A 21024-nucleotide genomic window follows, 5' to 3' on the forward strand; every position below is an offset into this window, starting at 1 on the left:
TATTGGTCTGCATGAGTAAGTAGGACCATGAGAAAAAAGTACCGAAAAGTCGTCGTTGGTGGAACCTTCGACAGGCTTCACCTCGGCCACAAGGCCCTGCTCAGAAAGGCCTTCGAGGTAGGGAAGATAGTCTACATCGGCCTGACTTCCGACGAGATGGTCAGGAACAAGCCCTACGCCGAGAGGATACTCCCCTATGAGCACCGCCTTAAGGATCTTCTCAAGTTCATTGAGGTAAACGGCTACACCAACTACAGGATAATAAAGATACATACTGCAATAGGCTTCGCTGACAGCATGAAAAGTCTCGAGGCCATAGTCGTCAGCGAGGAGACGTACAAAGGCGCTCTCATCGTGAACAGGGCGCGCGAGGAGAAGGGATTAAAGCCGCTCGACATCGTGACGATTCCCATAATAAAGAGCTACCTCGGGGACAAGATAAGCTCTTCTTTAATCCGTGCCGGCTTGATTGACCCCTTTGGAAGGCCGCTCCACTGGAAAGGAAACTCTCCGAAAGACGTTTAAGCCCAAAGGTGATAACACTAACGGTGATACCCATGGCGAAGCTAAAGGAGCCGATTATAGCGATAAACTTCAAGACCTACATCGAGGCAACAGGAAAGAGGGCTCTGGAGATAGCGAAGGCGGCTGAGAGAGTCTGGAAGGAGACGGGCATAACGATCGTCGTCGCCCCCCAGCTGGCCGACCTGAGGATGATAGCTGAGAGTGTTGAAATCCCAGTCTTTGCACAGCACATTGACCCGATAAAGCCTGGAAGCCACACCGGCCACGTTCTTCCAGAGGCCGTTAAGGAAGTCGGGGCTGTCGGAACGCTCCTCAACCACTCGGAGAACAGGATGATTTTGGCCGACCTTGAAGCGGCGATAAGAAGAGCTGAAGAAGTCGGGCTGATGACAATGGTCTGCTCCAACAACCCGGCGGTTTCAGCGGCGGTCGCTGCCCTTGGCCCGGACTACGTTGCCGTTGAGCCGCCAGAGCTAATAGGGACCGGAATCCCGGTCAGTAAGGCAAAGCCCGAGGTAGTCACGAACACCGTCGAGCTCGTGAAAAAGGTAAACCCTGACGTTGGAGTCCTAACTGGAGCTGGCATCTCCACGGGAGAAGACGTCAAGAAGGCACTCGAACTCGGAAGCGTTGGGGTTCTCCTCGCGAGCGGCGTCACGAAGGCCAAAGACCCAGAGAATGCGATAAGGGACCTCGTGTCACTTATCATTTGAGGCCTCTTTTTCCAAACTTTTGCACTGTTTTGTAGTCTTAAAGTTTATAAGCCAAAACTCGGGTCTCTCTATCGGGCAGCCCCGTGGTGTAGCGGCCAAGCATGCGGGACTTTGGATCCCGCGACCCGGGTTCGAATCCCGGCGGGGCTACCAGTACAGCCCTTTCTTGCGAAAGCGCTGGCGGAAAGTTGGTATGCTCTTTTAAACAGGCTCGTTTTATGGGGGGTTTTACTTACCAATCTGCTGATTCAAAAGGATTTTATCACCGCATAGTGCCCGAAGGGCACTAAAAAGAAAGTCAAAATCACAATTAATAAGAGGTTTTGAGAGTAAAACCCATGCAAAGTTGCTTTCTGGAAAGAGCATACGCTCCTCAATAAGCAAAGTTCGAGAAGAAGGGCACACTTTTGGTCAAGCTTTTTCCAAAAGCTTGAAGGGCAAAGTTTCATCAAAGAGCGAATGTCCTTTTTAAACTGCTGGGTTTCAGTGATTCTCACCATAAATTGGGCAATCCTCAAGGGTTTACTCACAATATAACGCCCCGAAGGGCGTTAAAAAAGAAAACCCGCATTACTCCGCCCCTCTATCAAGAGAATCTAATCGCATCAAGCCAACATCAAGAAGACATTCAAACTTTTGGTGAAGCTTTTTCTAAAAGCTTCAGCGCCGCTTTCACTATCGTTCAAGCGTCCTTGACGGATGGCGGAAAGTTGGTATGCTTTTTTAAACAGGCTCGTTTTATGGGGGGTTTACTTTCAATTGGCTGATTCAAAAGGATTTTATCACCGTATAGTGCCCGAAGGGCACTAAAAAGAAAGTCAAAAATCACAATTAGCGGGAAGATTTTGGAATTAAACCCGCGTGAACTTGCTTCCTGGTGGAAGCATGCACTTCCCAACAACAAGTTCAAGGGGGAAGGAAACATTTTTGGTCAAGCTTTTCCTAAAAGCTTGCTGGCGAAGTTTGATCAAGGTTCGTAGCTCTTTTTTTAGAATCCTAATCCATCGTGATTTTCCAATTCAAATGGCTTTTTGAAAGTGAGAACCCTTAACACCCTGTCAACTCGTGTTTAACTCTAAATCGACGCCCTTTGGGCGTCAAAGAAAAGAAAACACCCTTTTTTCAAGAAGTTTCCTATAAAGGTTCCACTCAAAAATGAGCACTTGCAGTCCAAAATCCTGAATAAAAAGCCACCTCAAAGAAGAGCTACAAACTTTGATGAAACTTTGCTTGCAAAGTTTCTTGGCAAACATATAAAAGGAGCTGGAGATTATGTCCAACGGTGAAAACAATGAGCTGGAAGGACAGACTTGGTTTGATTCACATCTACACTGGCAACGGAAAGGGAAAGACCACGGCTGCGTTTGGACTCGCTGTAAGGATGCTCGGTTCAGGTGGAAAGGTTGCCATAGTGCAATTCATGAAAGCTCCCAAGGTCTATGGAGAGCAGAAGAAGATAGAGGAGTGCGGAGCCCTCATTGAGTCCTTTGGTTTGCCCGGCTTTGTTCACGGAAAACCCAGCGAGGATGACATAAAAGCTGCAAAACGGGCACTTGAAAGAGCGAAGGAGCTGGTGTCAAGCGGCGAGTGGGATCTCGTTATTCTCGATGAGGTTTGCGTCGCCCTCGGCTTTGGAATGCTCGGTGTTGAGGAAGTTAAGGAAGTGATAAAGAACAAAGCTGAAAACACCGAACTCGTTCTCACTGGGAGATACTGCCCGGAGGAGCTTTTTGAGCTGGCCGACTACGTGACCGAGATGAGGGAAGTTAAGCACCCGTACCAGAGAGGGATCCTGGCGAGGCGCGGTGTTGAATATTGATTTCGACAATTGACCGAAAAGCTTTTTAGTTAGTAAAGCTTAAGATAAGCCGAGGGAGTTTTAGTTACAATTTTTTATTAAAGAAGCGAAGGGGGTGAGGAGAGATGAGCGAGCTTATCCAGCAGATTGTGCAGGTTCTCAAGGAGCAGGTCGTTCAGGACACCGTCGTCCCGAGGAACATTAGGAGGGCCGCCGAGCAGGCCATCGAGGTTCTCCTCGATGAGAGCCGCGACCCGGCCGTTAGGGCCGCCGATGCTATAGCCATCCTTGAAGAAATCAGCGAAGACCCGAACATGCCGATGCACACGAGGACCATAATCTGGGAAGTTCTCGGTGCCCTTGAGCAGGTCAAGTGAGCCTTTGATTTTTTCCGCTCATTTCCTGCTCAGATACCACAGCTTTGCGCTTTCTTCCACGAGTTCAGCCTTGTAGAACGCTTCTCTAAGGCTTCTTCCAACGGTCACAATCCCGTGCCTCTCCATAAGAACCGCGTCCGCTTCCCTGATTTTTTCAGCCACAACTTCTGCCAGTTCTTCGGTTCCGGCCGGTCTGAAAGGTGCTATCGGAATCTTACCAAGGTATATCTCGGCCTCTGGAGTGAGTATTGGGAGCTCTCCAGTGAGCAGTGCGGAAGCAACTATCGAGTACGGCGGGTGCAGGTGGGCGATGGCCTTAACGTCGGGTCTTTCCCGGTAGACTGCAAGGTGCAGGCGGTATTCTGAAGAGGGTTTAACGCCGCTTATCTGTCTTCCGTCGAGGGCAACTACAGCGACCTGCTCCGGAGTCATCTCGTCCATCACGGAGCCGGTGGCCTTGATGAAGACCAGATCCCCAACTCTTATGCTCAAGTTTCCACCGAATGCCGCAGTCAGGCCCCTCTCGTGGGCTTTTCTGGAGTACTTCACAAGCTGGGCTTTTGCAGTTCTCATTCTTCCACCACCTTCACTCCGTAGCCGCAGTCCAGGCAGATGGCCTTCTTCCCTCTCCATGATAGTTCGCCACCGCAGATCGGACAAACGTCGAGCTTTCCACTCTCTTTCCACCTCTGGAGGGTGTCCTTGTCGATTACGAGGTAAATCCCATCTTCCTCTTCTCTGAAGTCCCCGAAGACGGGGGCACTCTCAAGCTCCCCACTCTCGAGGCTGATTATTGCAGGCTCGACTCCAATGTTCCCCTCGTACTCTATGTCGTTCGCGGGGAGAACTTCGAGAATGAGGGCGTTGAGCTTTCTGTCGTGGTAGGCAATGACCTCAAGAGCGTCGCTGACCTCTCCGGTCGCGGGTATTACATCAATCACAAGGCTCTCACGGGGGAATACCAAAACAACAACGTCCTGGTTTCTCAGGAGCGCGAGTCCCTTCCCGGAGTAGAGCTCCTCAAGTCCAAGCTCTTTCAAGATTGTCTTCACTTCGTCGCCGCTCGGGAGGGACTTCTTCTCCAGCATTATCTTTTCAAGCCTGTAAGCGAGAGGAATGGCAACCGTTACTGGGTCGTAGGCCCTCATGTTCTCACCGAGCTGAAAATGAGAGAAAAATTTATAAACCTACTCCAGCGATTATGGAACGGGTTGCCCAGTAGGGTCCCGCGGTAGCCTAGCCTGGGAGTGGCGGCGGACTGTAGATCCGCAGGTCCCCGGTTCAAATCCGGGCCGCGGGACCACCAGAATTCTTCTATGGTTCTCAACGTTGCCAATTCCGTTTTTAAGAAGTCTCCCAAGCTGTTTGGTTCTGTGTGCTTTTAGCAGGATGATTAACCTGCACTGCGGAGTATAAAACACTTAATCATAAGCGGAATTGGTGAAATTAATGCTGTAGAACGAGAAAAGAGAAAAGAAAGGTTCTCACTTCATCTTCTCGAGGATGATCGCCGGGCAGACCTTCGTAACGCCGTCAATTCTTCCTATCTTCTCTGAGATTATCTCAGAAAGGTGCTCTCCGTCCCTGGCCCATACCTCGGCCATTATCATGTGGTCGCCGCTGGTCAGGTAGACATGCTTGACGAAGTCGAACTCCTTGAGCTTGTTGGCCACCTCGAATATCTTCTCCGGCTTCGTGTCTACTCCAGTAATGCTGACCAGGTTGTAGCCAAGCTTCGCTGGGTCAACGACGATCGTGTACTGCTTTATTACCCCGGCTTCTTCTAGGGCCTTGACCCTCTTTCTCACGGCCGTTTCGCTTATCCCAAGTACCTTGGCTATCTCGGCGAATGGTGTTCGGGCATCCTTGGTGAGCATCTCAAGTATAATCTTGTCCCTCTCGTCTAACATAATCTCACCACCTAAGTTTCAAATACGCACTAATCCTTTATTAAGGTATCGGATTTTTTGGTTTATTATTCAAACTTTTCTGAGTTTGAGGACTGCCTCAACGTGGGGCGTGTGCGGAAACATGTCGAGGCCAACGGCCTCTTCAATCTTGTAGCCTTCCGAGAGCTCTTTGAGGTTTTGGGAGAGAGTCTTTGGATTGCAGGACACGTAAACGAGGGTCTCAGGCCTGTCTTTTAAGATTTTCCTAACGAGCTTGGGGTGGAGGCCAGCCCTGGGAGGATCAACTACCACTGTGTCATATTCGGAGAGGCTGTTAACGTCTTTGTCCTCACCAACGCGGAATTCTGCATCAACTCCGTTAATCTGGGCGTTTTTCTTTGCCATCTCAACCGCGAACGGGTTTATCTCGATGCCCTCAACTTTGAAACCCCTCTTCGCAAGATAGATTCCGAACGTCCCAACGCCGGAGTAGAGGTCGAGAACCTTCTCACCTTCCACCAGCTCGGCCACTTTTCGGACGAGGTTAACGGCCTGGTAGCTGTTCGTCTGGAAGAAGCTGTTTGGGTGGATTAGATAAGTGACGTCGTCGAGCTTCTCCCTTATGAAGGGCTCACCCCAGTACCTCTCTACATCTCCGTAAGAGACGTCGCTCTCGGTCCTGTTCACGCTCCAGTAGATGGAAGTTGCGTACGGGAAGTATTCTGGAAAGCTCTCTGGGAGTTTGCCCTCCGAAGTTACGAGGTTCACCATGAGTTCGCCCGTGAACTTGCCCTCTCTCATGACGATGTATCTCAGAAAGCCCGCGTTCTTCCTTATCTCGTACAAAGTCGGCTTTTCGTCTTCTATGAATTCCCTCAGGGACTTCAGAACCTTTCGGCTTGTCTTTCCAAAAACGGGGCATTCCTCAATGTCAACGGCATCCCACCATGTTCCGTATCTCCTGAACCCTATTCCCCCTGTGCTTATAACGACGTCTATCCTGTTTCTGTGGCCATAGATTACAGGGGACGGGATTACATCAACGTCCGTCCCGATATACCTGGAGAGCTTCTCACTCTTGAACTCTATTTGCTTCTCGTAGGGGAGATGCTGAAGAAGACAGCCGCCACATACGCCAAAGTACGGGCATTTTGGTTCAGTCCTGATCGGGGACTCTTCTATAACCTTAAAATCCGTCGCTATCAGCTTTTTCTTTTTCCTCCTCCAGCGCGCAACTTCCACTACATCGCCCGGAGCGGTGTACGGGACGAGGATCTCCCTTCTACTAGCCCTGATTGTCCCAAGCCCCTCGTCGCTGAGCCTTTCTATTGTTCCCCTTATCACGCTCATGGCCACAATTTTGAGCACCGTTTTATAAATCTGCCGAGCTGACGATTCGACAAAAGTGTTCACAGAAGGTTTATTTAGGTCTCCAACGTAGTATTATTGGTGCCGGGTTCATGTTCGGCCGCCGCAAGGATATGGTCTATAAGGTTTTGAGCACTAAGAAGAGGGCAGTTGCCCTCCAAAAGCTGAGCGCAGAGCTTGAAACCCCTGCCCCAGCGCTGCTTAAGACCGTCAAGGAGCTTGAGTCTGAGGGCCTCGTTGAGGTCTTCTACGGCGTTGATAAAGCCTCCATTATGGTTCGGGCCAAAACACTTGAGGACTACTTCGGCTCTGAAGTGTAACTGGTCACAATAAGCAAACGAGAAGAGGAGAGCTGATTAACATGGTTGCCGTTGTGGTCACTGGAAGGGGTGGGGCAGGAAAAACAACGATGAGCGCGAACCTCTCAACTTATTTTTCTTTGAACGGCTATAAAACGCTCGTCATTGACGGCGACCTATACCTCCCAAAGCTGGCCTTTCATTTTGGTATCTACAACCCCGTCACAAACCTCCATACTCTTCTATCTACTCCTGATGCTAGACTCAAGGACGCTATCTACCACGACGTCAAGACAGGGGTTGATGTTCTTCCTGGCAGTTCAAAGCTGTTTGATATCCTCACCATGGATGAAAAGCGGCTCAGAGATATTGTGCGTGACGCGGCGGAGAATTACGATGTGACGTTCATAGACTCCCCCGTTGGAATTCCCTTTGATACCATCTCTACCTTCAGGCTCGCCCAGTACCAGCTCATCATCGTGGAGCTTGGCAGATGTCCAGTTCACTCCTTCAGGAAGATGGTGGAGAACGAGGTGGACAAGCTTAAAGCCCTTGGAGAAGCCTACGGTCTCAAAGTTGGAGTCATACTGAACAAGGTCCGCGAGGAAAAGCCAATAGTTGATGACATCGTTGAGTACCTTGAGGAGAGCGTTGGCGTTCCCGTTGTGGGCATAGTTTCCTTTGACCCCGCCGTTCCAGCGAGTCAAAACAGGGGTATTCCTGTTGTTGTGAACGTCCCGCACTCCCATGCAGCCCGGGACATCAGGATGGCCGGCGATGTCCTTAGGGAGTGGATCTTTGGTGTAGAAATGAAAAGAAGTTTGCTCGATAGCTTTCTTGATACACTCCGTTCACTCTTTCTGAGGCTCTTTCCTTCTGGCAAAAAGCTCTGAGACCCTGACCAGTGGGAGGAAAGTGTATTTTGCACCTATGGTCTCTTCGGCCCCTTCCTCTCTGTCAACGACAACCATTATGGCCGCTATTTCTGCCCCCTCCCTTTCGAGAACTTCTGCTGCCCTCAAGACGCTTCCACCCGTTGTAGTGACGTCCTCGACAAGAAGAACTTTATCACCTGCTTTAACCTCACCCTCAAGCTGGCTTCCGGTTCCGTGTCCCTTTGGCTTTTTTCTTACGATGACGAGCGGTTTTTCAGTCTCCAGAGCAAGGGCAGTGGCTATCGGGACGGCTCCGAGTTCCGGCCCGGCAACCCTGTCAAAGGTTATCCCTCTTTTCTGTGCTTCCCCTGCCATGAGCTTTGCTATGAGCTTGAGTGCGCGAGGCTTGGTGCTGAGCTTCTTGACGTTTATGTAGTAGTTGCTCTCCTTCCCCGACGTCAGTATGAAGCGGCCAAATAGTATCGCTTCCTCGTCAAAAAACATCCTGATGAGTTCATCTTTTGAGTCACTCATGGTAATCCCCATGATTCACCTTTGGGTTTAAGTATAAAAAACTGCCGGGAAAAGCTTTTAATGTAATCATGGAAAGTGTTAACGGTGATATTATGGTCAGTGTAATCATGCTGATACTTTACTTGATATCCGCCCTGTTGGTGGGGGTAAAGCTGTACGGAAAGGTTGATAACTGGCTCTCTACCCTGGACAGGATAACTCCTATAGTGGAAACAGGGAAAGCCCTGAAGTATGGATTTCTGGCTTTTATGTTGGCTGTCGTTCTTGAACTCCTTGCGTTGTATTTCATTTTTTCTGATGCGGGCCTTCTGTTCCTGCCGCTCGTAGCCGGTTTTGTAGAGGAAGGAGTGAAGCTCTTTCCATATCTCCGTGGTGGAGATGAGCTCTACCGCTGGAGGCTGACAGTCAAAGTTGCTTTGATATTCGCGGTTATAGAGGCCGTTCTTTATGGAGTGACTCTTTTCTTCTCCGGCAACATCCTGGGTGCTCTCCTCAGAGTTGTCGTGGTCATGTATCACGTCTCCTTCACGGCGATCGCCCTCGAAATGGCTCTAAGGGGCTCTCTCCTTTCGGGCTACCTGAAGGCGGCGTTGCTTCACACCCTCTACGACGCTCCTGTTTTTGTAACATTGGCAGCTTCGGACCTTTCTCTGCTGGCTTCCATTCTGGGAATCGTCGCGATCGTGTACACCTACTATCGTGTGGACGAAGCCTTTGAATTGGCTCACAGAAAAGCTAGGGAAGCTCTGGAGGAAAGAAAAAGGAAAGCTCGGGAGTTCTGGGAGGGAAAAGGAATCTCACTCGCCGAGGATGAGGGAGGGGAGTTCACTTCTTCGCCTTGAACCTCTCCTGGAGCTCGTAGAGCTCCGCCACCCTTTCAATTGTGTCGGCCTCTTCTGGGCTTTTGTCTTCCCTAAGGGCGACGTAGCGCGGGAATCTCAGGGCGAAGCCGCTCTTGTACTTCGGGCTCTTCTGTATCTCCTGGTAGGTGACCTCAATGACGAACTTCGGCTCTATCTCGACGAACTTGCCTTCCTGGCGTACTATGTATGGCTTGAGCATCTTCGTGAACTCGACCAAGTCCTCGTCTGTGAAGCCGCTCCCGACTTTACCCACAGGCAGGAACTCGCCGCTGTGCGGGTCGTAGGCAGCAACGAGGAACGAACCAAGCAGATGGGCCCTCCTTCCCTCTCCCCACTCTGCACCGATGATGACGAGATCGAGGTTCTCCATCGTGGGCTTAATCTTGAGCCACTTCTTGCCTCTGTTCCCCGGTTCGTAGATGGAATCAAGCCTCTTTGCCATAAGCCCCTCATGGCCGAGCTCAAGTGCTCTCCTGTAGAAGGCCTCCGCTTCCTCAACTTTCTTTGTTATAAGCTGTTCGGCGAGCTTTATCTTCTCGCTCTCCTTCACTATTTCTTCAAGCTTATTCCTCCTGTCGATGAACTTAGTCTCTATCAGGCTCTCGCCGTCAACGAACATGACGTCGAAGAGATTCAGTTCGAGCGGTATCTTCTCTATCATCTCGTCGATGTTGTACTTCCTCCTGAAGCGCCTAAGCACGTATTGGAAGGGCCTTGGCCGTCCATTTTCTCCAACTGCGACAAGTTCTCCCTCGACTATGGCTTTCTCTGGCTTCAGGGCCGCTTTTATGGCCTCAATGACTTCTGGGATTGATCTCGTGACGTTCTCAAGCCTTCTGGAATACACGATGACTTTGTCCCCGTCCTTGTGCACCTGTACTCTCGCGCCATCGTACTTTATCTCGAAGGCCGCTTCCCCACCCATCTCGATGAGGGCATCTTTAACACTGGCCGCGTTCTGGGCAAGCATCGGCCTGATCGGCTTGCCTATCTGTATCCTGACCTTTGAGAGCCCCTCGTTGCCCTCGAGCTTGGCTATCTTGGCAACGTATCCGAAGTCGCTCGTCAGCATGTAAGCCCTCTCAACGAGCTCTGGCTTCACCCTGAAGGCTTCAGCTATTGCATCCCTAAGAATTCCCTCAGCGACTCCAGTGCGCATCGTCCCCAAAACCGTCCTCGCCAGGTACTTGCCTTCCTCCGGTTCAGCGTCCATGAAGAGGTTGGCGAGGTACTTCATCTTCCTGTCCTGGCTTCCTTCGCCTTGGGCCTCCGCTATCTTGACAAAGGTGTCGTAAACACGCTTTATCGTGAGCGGCTGTGAGAAGAAGCTCTTCTGCTTCTTTTTCTTTATGGCCAAAGCAACGCTCTCTCCCAGGTCGCCAGTGTCCCTAACGGAGTCTTCTATCTCCTTTTCGGGGACTCCCGTTGCCATAGAGACAGCTTTTATTAGGAGCTTCTCTCCCACGCCTAGCTCCCTCTCGTCCCAATCGGGAAAGACCTTTCCGAGGATTAGGTATGGAACTATCTCAAGGAGCTCGTCTGGAGTCTTTTTTAAAAAATCGGCAACGAACTTTGTCTTCAGGGTCTTGAGCGTGGTCTTTTCGAGCCGTCTATAGAGATCGGCCAGTTCAGAGTAGCGCATATCGCTCATTCTCACCACCGGATAAAATACGGCAAGGAGAATAAAAGGGTAGCGGGCTACCCGACCCAGCGCCCGACCTTCGGCCTCTCGGTGTATATCTCGGCTATGTCGTAGGGAAGGTTCATATCACTCAGCAACTGCTTTGCCTTTTCAGCTTCTTCGTCTCTTACGAGTGCAAAAAGCCCCTTTCCGAGCATTATCATTGAGCTCGGGTTCTTCAGGACTTTATCAAGCTCTCTCGCTATCTCGGAGAGTTCTCCCGGGAGAAGACCTGTCTTTTCTGCAAAGTTTCTGGCCAGAACCATCATTCTCTCTGGCTTCGGCTCCTTTAGGAGTTCTTCAAGCGCCTTTCTGCCCTCGACTTCGATGGCCTTTACAACGTCCCCGTCGAGCACTTCCCTTGTGGACAGCCTGCCTAGGGGCACAACGAGAACTTTGTAGTCCTCGAAGAACAGGTTGTCAGTAACCCCGATTCCAGGACCTCCTGGTTTAATTCTCACCTCAATTCCACCAGCGAGCTGTCCGATCACATCTCCAAGGCCACCCTTATGCTTTACCTCTGCCTCATGGGCAAGCTGAGCCGCTCTAAGCCACGTCCCGCCGAAGGCGTAGCTTAAAGCTAGAGCCGTTCCAAGGGCACCACCGGCGCTGTTTCCGAAGCCGTAGCCGTTGGGGAAGTCGAAGTACTGCCATACCTCAACCTCTCCAAGGAAGTCCTTGGGTACGAGCTTTTCCGCAACGTAGTATGTGATCTCCGCTTCTTCCCTTTTCACGGGTTCCCCGTTGAAGGCGACGTGGATGTGCCTCTCCAGCGTCCCAGTCTCGATGCTGGCGAAGACGTTGGTGCCCTTCGAGAGGTTCACACCAGCGCCGAGCGAACCTGCCTTCAGCGGCTCTTCGTGGAACACCGGCACGAAGAACGCCGTTATGTGGGCTGGAATAAACGCCCTGATGAGCATGCTTTCACCCCAGAATTGTTCAGAAGAGGCTCTTAAAAGCCTTTCAGGATATAAAAGGAAAGAAGAGGTTGAAGTTCACTCCTCAACGACGTAGATGGGCACCTTTCCGTGCGGGATGCCGTACTTCTTGCCGTACCACTCGCTGAGGACGTACCAAGCAGCCACGAGGAGCACTATTCCAAGCGGTAGAAGTATTATCCAGCTCCTGACTCCAAGGCCGAAGAGCAGGTAGAGCACTGCACCTATGCTCGCCACAGTAACAGCGTAGGGTATCTGGGTTGTAACGTGGTCGATGTGGTCCGAGCCGGAGAACATCGAGCTCATAATCGTTGTGTCGCTTATCGGTGAGCAGTGGTCTCCAAAGATTGCCCCGGTAAAGGTCGCCCCGATCGTGGCAAAGACTATTTCGTTCACGTGGCCGCCAGTAAAGGCGAGAGCCAGCTGAACTCCCAGCGGAACCATTACTGAGAATGTTCCCCAGCTCGTTCCCGTTGTGAACGCCACAAACATTGCCGCCAGGAACATTATCAGCGGCATCCACGGGCCGAGGTCCTGGCCAGAGCTGGTGGCGAGGTTTATCACATAGCTTCCGGTTCCGACGGAGTCAGCCGCAGTTCCGAGAGTCCACGCAAGCACGAGTATAGTGTTTGCGAAGAGCATCTGCTTCATACCGCGGATGACGGTGTCTTCCCACTGCTCTACGGTCATCTTCTTCCGGCCGACGAGCATTATGCTCGCAACGAGAACCATGGTGAAGGATCCCCATAGCAAGGCTGTTGCGGCGTCTGCTTCCCTGAATGCGTCAACGAACCCATAATCTGTGAAGTGGACCCCAAAGGGATTGTCGAGCTCAGTCCACCAGTCGAGTCCCTGATCGTATGCGTAGAGGTTGGCCGCTCCAGTATACCACAGGCCGAGGAGTGAGACTATCACTAGGGTCAGGATGGGTATCACGAAGTCCCAGGGACTTCCGTTTGGCTGTGGAGCGCCAAGGTCGGTTTCAGTGGTCATAAGCGGCTTAGCTCCGTCGCGGAGAACCTTTCCCGTAGTCCTTGCGCGGTACTCGGCATGGAGCATCGGACCGTAGTGCCTGTGGGTGTAGGCAACGATGAAGACCAGAATTATAGCTAGAATTGAGTAGAACCTGAACGGAAGGCTTGAGAGCCATGCATCGTAGGAGTTGTAAGTAATTCCGACACCGTCAAATCCCTTGCCTATCATGGCCAGCTCGTATCCAATCCACGTTGATATCAGCGCAAGGCCCGCAACCGGTGCCGCGGTTGAATCATCTATGTATGCCAGCATCTCCCTAGAAACCCTCGTTCTGTCGGTTATCGGCCTCATGGTGTTGCCGACGATTATGGTGTTTGTGTAGTCATCGAAGAACACCAGAACGCCCATGAGCCACCCGAGGACTGAGGCGCCCCTGCTTGTTTTGATCCTGCTCCCGAGAACTTTTGCGAGTGCGTGCACTCCGCCAGATTTGTATATCAAACCGACACCCGCACCGATGAGGAAGTCAAACACCAGTATCCTTGCGTTCCAGTCGTCTGTAACACTGCCGACAACCCACTCGAGGGTCTGAGTTGTCCCCGTTAGGGGATTCCAGCCAGAAACCATAAGGCCTCCAATCCAGGCACCGGCAAACAGCGCCAAGACAACTCTTTTTGTCCATATAGCAAGACCTATCGCAACGAGGGGTGGTAGCAGAGACAGCACACCAAAGTCCGACACATTTTCACCCCCAAATATTTTCAACCAAAGGAAATTCGGACTTTTATAAGTCTTTCGATATTTTTTGCCTTATTGGTTGGATATTTCGAAGTTCTCTGCCATATACTTGGCGATTCTTTGTCGTTATGGTACTCGGCGATATATTCAAGTACTTATTAGGTCATCAAAGCTATAAAAAGTCTTCCCAAGTATCTTTTGGAGTTTTACATAAAACATCTCTTGACTTTCAATACGAGCTCAAAAGGTTTAGGTATAAGAAAAAGATAATATTGATCTTTGTTTTGCTGGAACTTTTAAATCTGTGAAAAAATTCAGATGTTTTCCAGGAGTGATTTCAGCTTCTGAAAGTCCTTCCTCAGCTCCTCCCTTAGCGGCGGCTTGTAGAGGGCCGCCGCTGGATGGTACATCGGCATTATTATGATCTTCCCGAAGAGGGTATGCGCCTCGAAGGTCTTTCCGTGGATTCTGCTTATCGGTTCCGGCTCAAAGCCGAACTTCCTGAGGAGGTAGTTCATTGAGTACCTTCCTAGGGGGATTATGACCTTCGGCCTGATTATGTCTATCTGTCTGTCGAGGTAGGGAGAACAGGCCTTTATTTCCTCCTCGGTAGGATCGCGGTTTTCTGGTGGGCGGCACTTGACGATGTTGGTGATGTACACCTCGTCCCTGCTCAGGCCAATCTCAGCAAGAAGCTCGTCGAGGAGCTTTCCCGCTCGACCGACGAAGGGCAGACCCTTCTGGTCTTCCCAGTAGCCTGGTGCCTCACCGACGAACATAACTTTTGCATCGTAGCTCCCAGCTCCTGGAACTGCGTTCGTCCTGAGCGTTCCAAGTGGGCACTTCTGGCAGTTCCTGATCTTCTCCTCAAGCTTTTTCATGAGCTCTTCCTTTCCCATCTTCATCACGCGAGCGTTTTCTGGTTCAGATAAGCCTTCAGAAACTCGGCCCAAGCGGTGTAGTAGCCCTTCTCGTACTCGTCCCTGAACTCCTGCGCTGCCATCTCGGAGTACACGCTCAAAAGCTCAGTTGCCCGTTCCCTGTCGTTGGTCGTTAACAGCTGAACGATAAGAGAATCAGTATCGTTGTCCTTTACAGCGTTCATTATGCCCTCGACTGCTCTTGCGTATCCCCTGCCCCACTCATCGCTTCCGGCTATCTTTATGAGCTTCTCCATGTGGCCCTTCGCCTTGGTTAAGTCCCTCCTCATTATTGCCCTAACGAACATCTCCATCCTCATGTCACGCGCCGGCATTCTACCACCGCCCCTACTTCCCGGCTTCCCTTTTAACGTTAACCTGGGGACTTCTCAATTTTGTCCCATACCTATGAAGGAAAATCTTCATATTTACGCAAAAGTTTTTATACCTGTGAATTGAACCTCAAGCCAGAGGCAGAATTAGGGGTGAAGCCTTATGGCTGAAAGCATTGGCGAAGTTCCCAGCGGTGAAAAAGAGTTTGCTGAATCTACCAAGCGGATCAGGGATATTGTTGAGTTCCCTGAAATAAGCGAGGAGGAGTTTTACGAGCTTCTCAAGAATGCCAGCAGAGCCTATGGCGCTGAACTCCCGCACAGGACGTACTCTCTCTGTCCCGAGACGAGGAGGGTTGTTCCTGCAGTCGTCTGGGAGAAGGATGGTAAGGTCTGGATAACCAAGAAGTGCCCCGAGGGAATGATAACCGACCTCTATTACGAGGACGTTGAGATGTATTACAGGTTTAAACGGTGGAAGTGGGACGAGAAAGAGCTCTTCAGCGCCAACGTTCAGAACACCGGTGTCAACTGTCCCCTTGATTGCGGCCTCTGCCCGAGGCATCGCTCCCATACGAACCTTCTCAACATCGTTCTCACCAACCGCTGCAACCTGAGCTGCTGGTACTGCTTCTTCTACGCCCGCGAGGGACAGCCAATCTATGAGCCGACCCTTGAGCAGATTAGAATGATGCTTCGCAATGCAAAGAAGGAGCATCCTATAGGCGCCAACGCCGTCCAGTTCACTGGAGGAGAGCCGACTTTGAGGGATGACCTCATTGAGATAATCAGGATAGCCAAGGAAGAGGGCTACGATCACGTCCAGCTCAACACCGACGGAATAAAGCTTGCCTTTGACCCAGAGCTGGTTAAGAAGATAAGGGAAGCCGGAACCAACACCCTCTACCTCAGCTACGACGGAATGACCCCTCAGACCAACTGGAAGAACCACTGGGAGATCCCGCTCATCTTCGAGAACGTGAGGAAGGCGGGTGGTCCAGGTATAGTCCTCGTGCCCACCACGATCAGAAACGTTAACGACCACGAGCTCGGTGCGATAATCAACTTCGGCCTCAACCACCTCGATATCGTCAGGGGAGTCAACTTCCAGCCGATCTCCCAGGTTGGAAGGGTTCCGAAGAAGGAGCGCCAGAGGTTCAGGATAACGATACCCGGTGCCATCAAGAGAATCGAGGAGCAGACTAACGGAGCTATAGCCAAAGAAGACTGGTATCCAATTCCGATAGCAGGCCACATAGCGAGGTTCTTCGAGGCTTTCACGGGCTCACGCTACTACATGACCAGCCACTTCGCATGCGGTGCCGCTACCTATGTCTTCCTTGACCGCGAGAACAAGCGCGTCGTCCCAATCCCGAGGTTCCTCGACGTTGAGGGATTCGTTGAGTTCCTTGAGAGCAAGGCCGAGGAAATCGAGCAGTGGAAGAAGCTTGGAAAGCTCCAGAAGCTCAAGCTCGGTGCGGAGATATTCATGAAGTTCAGGAGCTTCTACGACGACAAGTACGCCCCGAAGGGAGTCAAAGTCCTCGACCTCATCAAGAACGCCTTCATGCACGGCAACTACGATGCCCTCGGAAAGTTCCACGAGAACGCTCTCTTCGTCGGCATGATGCACTTCATGGACGAGTACAACTACGACGTTGAGCGCGTAGAGCGCTGCGTCATCCACTACGCGATGCCCGACGGAAGGATTGTTCCCTTCTGTACCTTCAACGTCATTCCAGAGCTTTACCGTGACAAGGTGCAGGCCCAGTTCAGCTACACCTGGGAGGAGTGGAAGGCCCTCCATCCGGACTGGGACTACAAGAAGGACAAGTACTTCCGCTCCAAGGAGTTCGTTGAGAAGATGAGGAACAGCGAGCTCTACAGGAAGACCTACATTGACATCGAGGACTACTTCGGGCTGAACAAGGAGTGAGGTGGTGGAGATGACAACCGAGAGGGTCTTCAACAAGAAGCTTACCAGACTTGATCTGAAGTTCGGCGACATCAACTGGGAGAAGGCAACGATAAAGCAGTACGAGCTTGAGAAGGACGAGAGAGTGTGGAGAATATTCCTCAACGGCTACGCCAGGAACGGCTTTGTAATCTTTGACGAGGAGCTCTTTCCGAGAGAGGAACTCCTCAAGGCGCTTGAAGAGCTCAAGCCAGAAGTCGTCGGGGAGAAAACTCTGACGGTTCAGGAGCTCATCGAGGAGAGCATGAGCTGGAACAACGTTTTCTCCCATTCTTGATCTTTTTGAATCAGTTATGTTTTTCTTTTGTTTCGTGGATTCTCCCTTTTTGCCATCGTAATTACCTACATAAGCCCCTACACAAAAGGGATTTAACAAATGAAGTCATAGACTACTTCTAGAGCTTCCAAGATTGGGGGGTGATTCCGTTGCAATTCCGGAAGAAGATAGCCGTCATCGTGATAGCCGCTGTTCTCGTGACACTCCTCATTGGTTCTGCTACGGTCGGTTATGCGACCCTCAAGATGAGGGACAACATCCAAAAAACGCTCGACGTTCAGCTCAACGAAGTTCTGCCCAAGGAAATGGAGAAGAGCGTCCAGGAGCCAATAACAGAGGAGGCGGGCACGATAACTGTAAGTGCCGCCGAGCTGGGGGCGAGGCTCTTCGACGACTACTTCGACAAGATGCGCATGATGGGGGATGTGGCCGTTCAGGATGTCCTGGAGGCGTATTCGAAGTACGACGAAAGCGATCCCCAGTTCAAGGCTTTTCTTCTCAAGCGCTTTGAGATGGTCAAAAACCTCGATCCCAACGTGGCCTACGTTTACTTCGGAAGCACCACCGGCGGGATGTACATGTGGCCCGACGAGCCTCTCCCAGAAGGCTACGATCCCCGCGTGAGGCCATGGTATAAGGAAGCAGTCGACAAGAACGGCCCAGTATGGACTGAGCCTTATAAAGACGCATCAACGGGCAAATGGATAGTTACTTTCTCTGAGCCTGTTTACATCAACGGGGAGTTCGTTGGCGTTATTGGTGTTGATGTCTTCGTCTCGACTCTGATAGATCAGGCCAAGCAGATAAAGATAGGCCAGACAGGTTACATAGCGATTTTGAACAAAGACGGCACCATCATTGTTCACCCCGATGAGAGCCTCGTTCAGAAGCTCAACATCCACGACGATCCGAACCTGGCAAGCCTCGCCGGTGAGCTGGACAAGAACAAGGAGACCGGATGGATTAGGTACACATTCAAAGGAGTGGACAAGATAGGCGGCTACAAGAGGATGAAAACGACCGGCTGGATAGTCCTGGCAACGGTTCCCATAAACGAGCTAACCGACCCGATGATGAACGCCATTGATTCCTCTCTAAAAGCGAATACTGAAAAGGTCGCCAGCGAGATAAACTCGGAAGTTAACTCTGGCATAAAAACCTCCTTACTGGGATCTGTTTTCGCGGCGGTCTTCGGCCTGATAGTCCTGGGAATCGCATACAGGACTTTGAACACCACGCTAAAGCCCCTCGAACAGCTCCGTGACGTGGCCCAGGCCCTGGCGGACGGAAGGCTGAGCGAGGTTCGGGAGAAGCTCAGAGGGATACAGTACCTCGAAGACGACGAGATTGGAGCGCTTATAAAGGCCTTTGAATCGGTTGGAAAGGACCTCGTGGGGGCCCTGGACACCATAGCGAGCAAACTTGAGCGCCTTGCAGAGGGTGATCTAAGCAACGGCCTCAGCGTCGAGGCAAAGGGTGAACTCAGGGAGGTCCTAGAAGATCTGAGGGACACAACCCACAGGCTCAAAGGTCTAATCGGCGAAATCGTGAACGTCACGAACGAGCTGGACAAGAGAGCAAACGTCCTCGCTCAGGTTGCGAACGACGTTACTGAGGCTATCAACCAGGTGAATGAGGCTGTTCAGCAGGTTAGTATTGAGGCGCAGAGGCAGCAGGAGAACATTAATGAGATTACTGAGGGCATGCGGTTGGTTGCTGATATGAGTGAGGAGAGCGTTAGGGCCATGGAGGAGTTTGAGGGTGCTGTCAACGAGGTTGTTCACATTGCTGAGGAGGGCAGGCAGAAGGGTGAGGTTTCGGCACAGCAGATTCAGAGCATTCAGGAGATGATGGGTAACATAGAGGCCGCAGTCAACAGGGTTAATGAGATGAGCAGGAGTATTGAGGAGATTACGAACGTTATTACTGGGATTGCAGAGCAGACTAACCTCTTAGCCTTGAATGCTGCCATTGAAGCGGCGAGGGCTGGAGAGGCTGGTAGGGGTTTTGCTGTGGTTGCACAGGAGATCAGGAATCTGGCCGAGGAGAGCAAGAAGGCGGCTGACAACATTAAGGAGATTATCAACAGGATGACGGAGGAGATTAGGGATGCCGTCAATGCCACGCAGAGGGGTGTGAGTGTTGTTAGTGAGTCGTCGGAGACTCTTAGAGAAACCACGGAGTACTTGACGAACATTGCTGAATTGATTAGTGATACTGGTGCTAGGTTGGGTCACGTGAAGGAGCAGATTCTCAGGACGCAGGAGGAGGTTGACAAGGCTCTGAAAGCCTTGGAGAATCTCGCTGCCTCTGCTGAGGAGACAACTGCCTCTGCTGAGGAAGTCAGCTCCGCCGTCGAAGAACAAACAGCCGCAATAGAAGAACTCCAGAGAGCCGCCACAGATCTAAAGGCCATCGTGGAGAAGCTGCGCGACATCATCGGCAAGTTCAAACTGTAAAAAGGGAGAGCTCAGAGGAGCTCTATCCTTACTTTTCCCTTCACCTCTTTTTCCAGCTCGAAGCCCACGATTCCGGAGAATGTCCTCAGGTCGATCACGTTTCTCCCTGCCTTTAGGTCAACGATCTCTTCTTCCGCAGTACCAGCTGGAAGTGAGAGGTCGTACTCGTAGACCTTCAGCTTTATGTCGTTCTTCACGTAGAATATAGCCCTAGCACTCTTGTAACCATCGAGAGGAATGCCCCCGAAGGTTCTTTTACCTGCTTTTCTTAGGAGGTCGAGCGGGACTGAAAAGCTCACCGCCGGCGGCCTCTCCTGGAGTATCTTCTCGTCCAGAACGACTATATCCCTGTTTCCGGTGTCGAAGGGCGTCGCCTCGGTAGCGCCGGTGTTTGGTGTTGTGTTAGTTGCCACAAGGAGCTTCCCGTCCATTTTCTCGATGCTCGTTACCCTCGCTCCAAAGGCTCCAACTATCTTCACCATCGGTGGAGCGATGTAAACGAGGACGCTTGGCCCCACGAGGGTGTTCGTGAAGTCCCATCCGATTCCAGCATCGCTTGAATCCTTCCTGTACGATGCATCGTGATGGGAGTTGAATGCCGTGAGGATTCCTCCACCGACGTTTATTGCGTTCACACGGAAGGGAGCGTAGAACGTCGGGAAGTCGAGGAGGCGGTAGAAGGTGAATACCTCGCCCATGTAGGGGTTGCCAGCGAAGATTCCACCGCGGACGAAGGCGAAGGCCCTGTTGTAGGCCGAAGCCATTGCCCCGAGTTCGGGCCTCTCGTAGGGCTTTCCGTCCACGCTACCCCCTGGCTTAAAGGCCTCCCACTTCCCGCTTATGAGGTCGAGGGCTCTGAACTCCCTGACTCCGCCTGTGAAGTTGTTGCCCACCCCGAAGAAGGCAACGTCGTGGACGCGCGTTCCCTTCGGAGACGGCTCGGTTATGAGGGGCTCGGCCTTTCCCCTCTTCCTGTCGAGGGAGTAGACGCCGAGGTTGGCGTGACCATCCTCCCTCGCTAGGAGAAGCCTGTCGCCATAGGGATCGTAGATGATGTCGCTTATCTCGCCGGCCCAGTCGGTCTCATGGTGTATGGACTCCTTCCAAAGGAGCTTGACCGAGCCTTCCGCGGTGTCATAGACGTGCACGTGGGAGTACTTGTTGTTGAAGAGTATCCTTCTGTCCTCGCGGTAAACCGCTGGAGCATGTACCCAGCCGCCGAAGTAGATGAACTCGTCAACGGTCTCAACGGCGTTGTAAGTGTCCCCGCCGCTCGTGGGGGCGTCTCCGACCAAGGTGAAATCGTAGGTCTTTTCTTCACCGCTCTTCACGTCTATGAAGTGTGCCTCTGCCTCGAAGGCCACGGTGAAATAAAGGACGCCATTGTGGTACCTCAATCCGAAGATCCCGCCGCTCCCCCACTCGGGGCCGTACCTACCCGGAAAGCGATAGTTCTTGAAGAGCATGGTATCACCCGTGGTAGTAGGT

General features: G+C 51.7%; 21 protein-coding genes and 2 tRNA genes. 12 read left to right on the forward strand and 11 right to left on the reverse strand.

The window, feature by feature from the left end; all coding sequences use genetic code 11:
* The first annotated feature begins 27 nt into the window (after nt 1-27).
* From coaD to TK_RS10695, 5 genes are all read left to right on the forward strand, one after another.
* Nucleotides 28-525 (forward strand): phosphopantetheine adenylyltransferase, encoded by a 498-nt coding sequence (gene coaD, locus TK_RS10670; RefSeq protein WP_011251078.1) that lies wholly within the window; start codon nt 28-30, stop codon nt 523-525.
* Nucleotides 526-557: 32 nt separating this feature from the next.
* Nucleotides 558-1238 carry a triose-phosphate isomerase gene (tpiA, locus tag TK_RS10675; RefSeq protein WP_011251079.1) on the forward strand — a complete coding sequence of 227 codons (681 nt, stop codon included), beginning with the start codon at nt 558-560 and terminating at the stop codon, nt 1236-1238.
* Between the two features lie 77 nt (nt 1239-1315).
* Nucleotides 1316-1391: transfer RNA gene (locus TK_RS10680), tRNA-Gln, on the forward strand.
* Between the two features lie 1138 nt (nt 1392-2529).
* On the forward strand, nt 2530-3057 hold the full coding sequence (gene cobO, locus TK_RS10690; protein WP_011251080.1) for a cob(I)yrinic acid a,c-diamide adenosyltransferase: 528 nt from the start codon (nt 2530-2532) through the stop codon (nt 3055-3057).
* 104 nt (nt 3058-3161) lie between these two features.
* Nucleotides 3162-3413: a UPF0147 family protein gene (locus TK_RS10695; protein ID WP_011251081.1), complete on the forward strand. Its 252-nt coding sequence runs from the start codon at nt 3162-3164 to the stop codon at nt 3411-3413.
* 18 nt (nt 3414-3431) lie between these two features.
* On the opposite strand, the gene TK_RS10700 is transcribed toward TK_RS10695, so the two are convergent.
* Both TK_RS10700 and TK_RS10705 read right to left on the reverse strand, forming a co-directional pair.
* Nucleotides 3432-3986 carry an aldolase gene (locus tag TK_RS10700; RefSeq protein ID WP_011251082.1) on the reverse strand — a complete coding sequence of 185 codons (555 nt, stop codon included), beginning with the start codon at nt 3984-3986 and terminating at the stop codon, nt 3432-3434.
* Entirely contained in the window at nt 3983-4561 is a 579-nt protein-coding gene (locus TK_RS10705; protein ID WP_011251083.1) for a membrane protein, read from the reverse strand. Before TK_RS10705 ends, TK_RS10700 begins: the two co-directional genes overlap by 4 nt.
* 77 nt (nt 4562-4638) lie before the next feature.
* Between TK_RS10705 and TK_RS10710 the strand changes: the two genes are divergently transcribed.
* Nucleotides 4639-4716, forward strand: a tRNA-Tyr gene (locus TK_RS10710).
* Between the two features lie 181 nt (nt 4717-4897).
* Here the strand turns inward: TK_RS10710 and lrpA are convergent.
* Both lrpA and rlmD read right to left on the reverse strand, forming a co-directional pair.
* Nucleotides 4898-5323: an HTH-type transcriptional regulator LrpA gene (gene lrpA, locus TK_RS10715; RefSeq protein ID WP_011251084.1), complete on the reverse strand. Its 426-nt coding sequence runs from the start codon at nt 5321-5323 to the stop codon at nt 4898-4900.
* A gap of 69 nt (nt 5324-5392) precedes the next feature.
* Nucleotides 5393-6643, reverse strand: coding sequence for a 23S rRNA (uracil(1939)-C(5))-methyltransferase RlmD (gene rlmD / locus TK_RS10720; RefSeq protein ID WP_048053885.1), 1251 nt, complete (start codon nt 6641-6643; stop codon nt 5393-5395).
* A 119-nt stretch (nt 6644-6762) separates the two neighbouring features.
* Here rlmD and TK_RS10725 point away from each other — a divergent pair, with 119 nt between their 5' ends.
* Nucleotides 6763-6990 carry a hypothetical protein gene (locus tag TK_RS10725; RefSeq protein WP_011251086.1) on the forward strand — a complete coding sequence of 76 codons (228 nt, stop codon included), beginning with the start codon at nt 6763-6765 and terminating at the stop codon, nt 6988-6990.
* 41 nt (nt 6991-7031) lie between these two features.
* Nucleotides 7032-7862 (forward strand): MinD/ParA family ATP-binding protein, encoded by an 831-nt coding sequence (locus tag TK_RS10730; protein WP_011251087.1) that lies wholly within the window; start codon nt 7032-7034, stop codon nt 7860-7862.
* Here TK_RS10730 and pyrE read toward each other — a convergent pair.
* Nucleotides 7821-8378, reverse strand: coding sequence for an orotate phosphoribosyltransferase (pyrE, locus tag TK_RS10735; RefSeq protein ID WP_011251088.1), 558 nt, complete (start codon nt 8376-8378; stop codon nt 7821-7823). The two genes, TK_RS10730 and pyrE, sit on opposite strands and share 42 nt — an antisense overlap.
* Nucleotides 8379-8446: 68 nt before the next feature.
* On the opposite strand from pyrE, the gene TK_RS10740 reads away from it, so the two are divergent.
* Nucleotides 8447-9220, forward strand: coding sequence for a protease PrsW (locus TK_RS10740; protein WP_011251089.1), 774 nt, complete (start codon nt 8447-8449; stop codon nt 9218-9220).
* Here the strand turns inward: TK_RS10740 and TK_RS10745 are convergent.
* The 5 genes from TK_RS10745 to TK_RS10770 all read right to left on the reverse strand — a co-directional run bounded on the left by TK_RS10745 (nt 9204) and on the right by TK_RS10770 (nt 14828).
* Complete coding sequence (locus TK_RS10745; RefSeq protein ID WP_048053886.1) at nt 9204-10883, reverse strand: ATP-dependent DNA ligase; 1680 nt, start codon at nt 10881-10883, stop codon at nt 9204-9206. The genes TK_RS10740 and TK_RS10745 overlap by 17 nt on opposite strands.
* A 56-nt stretch (nt 10884-10939) precedes the next feature.
* Nucleotides 10940-11842, reverse strand: a complete 903-nt coding sequence (locus TK_RS10750; RefSeq protein WP_011251091.1) for a pantoate kinase — start codon at nt 11840-11842, stop codon at nt 10940-10942.
* 75 nt (nt 11843-11917) lie between these two features.
* On the reverse strand, nt 11918-13576 hold the full coding sequence (locus tag TK_RS10755) for a Na+/H+ antiporter NhaC family protein (protein ID WP_011251092.1): 1659 nt from the start codon (nt 13574-13576) through the stop codon (nt 11918-11920).
* 311 nt (nt 13577-13887) lie between these two features.
* Nucleotides 13888-14472, reverse strand: a complete 585-nt coding sequence (gene udg / locus TK_RS10765) for a type-4 uracil-DNA glycosylase (RefSeq protein ID WP_048053779.1) — start codon at nt 14470-14472, stop codon at nt 13888-13890.
* 5 nt (nt 14473-14477) lie between these two features.
* A complete protein-coding gene (locus tag TK_RS10770) occupies nt 14478-14828 on the reverse strand; it encodes a hypothetical protein (protein ID WP_011251094.1) in 351 nt (116 codons plus the stop codon).
* A 160-nt stretch (nt 14829-14988) separates the two neighbouring features.
* On the opposite strand from TK_RS10770, the gene tes reads away from it, so the two are divergent.
* The 3 genes from tes to TK_RS10785 all read left to right on the forward strand — a co-directional run bounded on the left by tes (nt 14989) and on the right by TK_RS10785 (nt 19536).
* On the forward strand, nt 14989-16761 hold the full coding sequence (tes, locus tag TK_RS10775) for a tetraether lipid synthase Tes (protein ID WP_011251095.1): 1773 nt from the start codon (nt 14989-14991) through the stop codon (nt 16759-16761).
* 10 nt (nt 16762-16771) lie between these two features.
* Entirely contained in the window at nt 16772-17077 is a 306-nt protein-coding gene (locus TK_RS10780) for a DUF3213 domain-containing protein (RefSeq protein ID WP_011251096.1), read from the forward strand.
* A 149-nt stretch (nt 17078-17226) separates the two neighbouring features.
* On the forward strand, nt 17227-19536 hold the full coding sequence (locus TK_RS10785; RefSeq protein ID WP_011251097.1) for a methyl-accepting chemotaxis protein: 2310 nt from the start codon (nt 17227-17229) through the stop codon (nt 19534-19536).
* A gap of 11 nt (nt 19537-19547) precedes the next feature.
* Here the strand turns inward: TK_RS10785 and TK_RS10790 are convergent, their stop codons facing one another.
* Nucleotides 19548-21002 (reverse strand): DUF2139 domain-containing protein, encoded by a 1455-nt coding sequence (locus TK_RS10790; protein WP_011251098.1) that lies wholly within the window; start codon nt 21000-21002, stop codon nt 19548-19550.
* Nucleotides 21003-21024 lie beyond the last annotated feature (22 nt).

This window comes from Thermococcus kodakarensis KOD1 (assembly GCF_000009965.1).
Lineage (GTDB): Archaea > Methanobacteriota_B > Thermococci > Thermococcales > Thermococcaceae > Thermococcus > Thermococcus kodakarensis.